This is a genomic window from Arthrobacter sp. H5 (assembly GCF_000520595.1).
Taxonomy (GTDB): Bacteria; Actinomycetota; Actinomycetes; order Actinomycetales; family Micrococcaceae; genus Arthrobacter_D.
This window is the reverse complement of record NZ_KI915004.1, coordinates 8,610-12,052: the sequence shown is the minus strand read 5'-3', so window position 1 is coordinate 12,052 and position 3,443 is coordinate 8,610. Positions and strand designations below refer to the sequence as shown.

Below are 3,443 nucleotides of genomic sequence, written 5' to 3'. Positions count from 1 at the left end.
CGTCGAATCAAGCCGTTGGAGAGCACCGAGCTTCTCGGCCTTGAGCCGCGTGATGTGCAGATCAAAGGGCCGATTCACGATGTCCCGGCAGTAGGTCACCATTGCCTCGGCCGGCTTGGACGGCAAGGGTGTGACCGCCAGTTCGGTGACCAGCCCCCGCAGTGTTTCGGGGACCTCCTGGCGCACCCTTTCCAGCCATTTGGACGGATCCTTTCCAGGTTCTCCCGCCGCCTGCACTGCGTCATGCAGCGCCGCGTACATCGGAACCGAAAAGCCCGTGCCCAAAAAGCGTTCCCACTGCACGGCGTCAAGCAGGTCGGGATGCTGGAGAGCCACTTCGAGCGCCTGCCGCTCCATGCGGCCCACGGGATCCTTGGGGTCCGGACGCTGAAACCGGGGAGGCATGTCCTCCACCGCGGAGGGATTGTTGTCCGCGAACGACGACGACGCCTGGCCACCCTGGCTGCTCCCTTGCGTCTGGCTCCCGCCGTGAGGACCTGCGGCTGAGCCCGGGCCCTGCTGCGTCGAGGAGGAGTTCCGTCCACCCGGCGAAGCACCGGCAGCGCCCCGCTTTGCCGCAGTTGACACAGCCCTCGCCACCTGGTCCTCCCCCACGAACTGCATGCCCAACCAGCGCGATAGCTCCCGGGTATAAATGGAGCGGAGCGAGACGTCCCTGATCTGCGCGACGATCGGGGCGGCGTGCCGGAGAGCTTTGACCTGGCCCTCGCCAGTGGAGAGATCGTAGTTGCCAAAGGCCGCCTTGATGGCAAACTCGAACAGCGGACGGCGGGACGAGATGAGGGAACGGACGGCGTCGTCGCCCTTGGTCTGCCGCAGTTCGCACGGATCCGCACCGCTCGCCTCGACCGCCACAAAGGTCTGCGCCACAAACCTCTGGTCTTCCTCGAAAGCCCGCAGTGCAGCCTTCTGGCCAGCGGCGTCGCCGTCGAAAGTGAAGATCACCTCGCCGCCGGTGCCGTCATCCGAGAGCAGCCGCCGCGCAATCTTGATGTGGTCCGTACCAAACGCCGTGCCGCAGGTCGCCACAGCTGTGCCCACCCCGGAAAGGTGGCACGCCATGACATCCGTGTAACCCTCCACAACAACCAGCTGACGGCTCTTGGCGATCTCCCTCTTGGCGAGGTCGATCCCGTAGAGCACCAGCGACTTCTTGTAGAGCGCGGTTTCAGGAGTATTGAGGTATTTGGGGCCCTGGTCTTCCTCGAACAGTTTGCGGGCGCCAAAGCCCACGGTGTCTCCGGTAATATCCCGAATGGGCCAGATGAGCCTGCCCCTGAAGCGGTCATAGATGCGCTGAGCATTGTTCGACGAGACGCTGAACATACCGGTCAGCTTCAACTCGTCATGCGTAAAGCCCTTGGTGGTCAGATGGCCGAGGAGCCCGTCCCAGCCCTGGGGGGCAAAGCCAACACCAAACTGTTCTGCCGCGGCGCGGTCAAACCCCCGCTCCTGCAGGAACGTACGGCCGGTGGCAGCGCCCGGAGTCAACAGCTGGTCACGATAGAACTCAGCGGCGATCTTGTGGGCATCCAGCAGCCGCTGACGCTTGCCGGTCTCCTCCCGGCGGGGACCCGTTCCACCATCCTCATACCGCAGCTCGAATCCGATCCGGGAGGCGAGTTTCTCAACGGTTTCGGAGAAGGACGTGTGATCCATCTTCTGGACAAACGAAATCACATCGCCGCCCTCGCCGCAGCCAAAGCAGTGGTAGGAGCCCATCTGCGGGCGCACGTGGAAGGACGGCGAACGCTCATCGTGGAAGGGGCACAGGCCCTTGTAGGAGCCCACACCGGCGGATTTCAGCGTGACGTAACCGTCAACCACTTCCTTGATATCGGTGCGCTGCCGGACCTCATCGATGTCTTCGCGCTTGATGAGTCCGGCCATGAAAACAGTCTAAGCGCCGACGGTGACCCAACAGTGCCGGGTCTCCACGCGGGCCTGGCGGCGCTTCGTCGACCACCGGAATTTCCTACCAGAGGGCGGGCACCGGACCCACGACGCGCTCGTGCAGCGTCAGCGCCGAACCGTCCGTGAGCGAAGCGACCTGGTCGATGACCACCCGGAGGCGTTCGTCGTCGTCGACCGCTTCCCGCCAGTCCGCAGCAAAGGTGGGTTCCAGGTAGCGGTCTCCGGCTGCGGACATCTGGGCCACCAGGGAAGTGAGCACTTCGCGCTGGCGCTCGTAGATGGGCTGGCGGTGCGAGCTGGTCATGACGTAGGTGGTGGCGAGCCCCTTCATGACGGCAATTTCCATCACCGTTTCCTCCGGCACCATCATTTCGGCGTGGTACCGGGTGAGCGGTTCGTGGCCGTAGATCCCGCGCGTGGTCTCAAGTGCACTCAGGCAGAACCGGCCGATCAACTGGCTGGTCATGTTCTTCAGGGCCGCCATGGATCTGCGGCTGCCATCGGCCTCGCGCACCCAGACATCCGTCTTCTCCAAGCGGGAAAGTGCTGCGTCCACGGCTGCGGGGTCGCTATGCGGCAGGTACCACTGCTGGGTGTAGCCGACCACCCGGGCACGCTGCTCCGCGCTGTCCATCCATTTCAGTTGGAAATGGCCCGCGACAATGGCGTCCTCGACGTCATGCACGGAATAGGAGATGTCATCTGCCAGGTCCATGACCTGCGCCTCCAGGCAGGACCGGCCGGCCGGAGCACCGTCACGAAGCCATGAGAACACGGGCAGGTCATCCTCGTAGGCGCCGAATTTGGAGGTGCGGTGCCCATGGATCACGGGCGCATCCGCGGCGGTCCAAGGGTATTTGCAGGCGGCATCGAGGCTGGCACGGGTCAGGTTCAGGCCGGCAGGAGTGCCGTCCTCCCGGATGACCTTCGGCTCAAGTCTGGTCAACAGCCGCAGGGTTTGGGCATTTCCCTCGAAGCCGCCGATGGTGTGGGCAAGGTCATTCAGCGTGGCTTCGCCGTTGTGTCCAAACGGCGGGTGGCCAAGATCGTGGGACAGGCAGGCGGCGTCGACAATATCGGGGTCGCAGCCCAGTGCCCGTCCCAGCTCCCTGCCAACCTGCGCCACTTCCAGGCTGTGGGTCAATCTGGTGCGGACAAAGTCGTCGGTGTCCGGCGACACCACCTGGGTCTTCGCCCCCAGCCGGCGGAGTGCCGAAGAATGCAGCACCCGCGCCCGGTCACGCTCGAAGTGCGACCGGTGAGTGCTCTTGACTGGTTCGCCAACCCACCGCTGAAGGTCTGCGTCGGAATACCCGGCCGTCAAGGGAGCGTCGGGGAAGCCCGGTATCCGGGTGCCGCCGGACTCAGCCACCGGACACGTCCACTTCGGCCGCGGCGATATCCGCCTGCTGCGCGTCGTTCAGGTGCCGGGCGCTGAGCCAGTGCTCCGGCAGGGCTGTCTTTTTCGGCGAGCCGGCCCGCCCGCGCGGGCCCTCGGCGTCGGCCCC

2 protein-coding genes and 1 pseudogene are annotated in these 3,443 nt (G+C 64.9%); all 3 read right to left on the bottom strand.

All coding sequences use genetic code 11. The annotated features are described in order from the left end of the window. On the bottom strand, positions 1–1,911 hold a 1,911-nt coding region (gene dnaG, locus Y708_RS0114445; protein WP_028280479.1), incomplete at its 3' end, for a DNA primase. An 85-nt stretch (positions 1,912–1,996) separates the two neighbouring features. After that, on the bottom strand, positions 1,997–3,283 hold the full coding sequence (locus tag Y708_RS0114440) for a deoxyguanosinetriphosphate triphosphohydrolase (RefSeq protein ID WP_028280478.1): 1,287 nt from the start codon (positions 3,281–3,283) through the stop codon (positions 1,997–1,999). Positions 3,284–3,299: 16 nt separating this feature from the next. Then, positions 3,300–3,443 (bottom strand): annotated as a pseudogene (locus Y708_RS31120) (tRNA dihydrouridine synthase DusB); the annotation flags it as partial.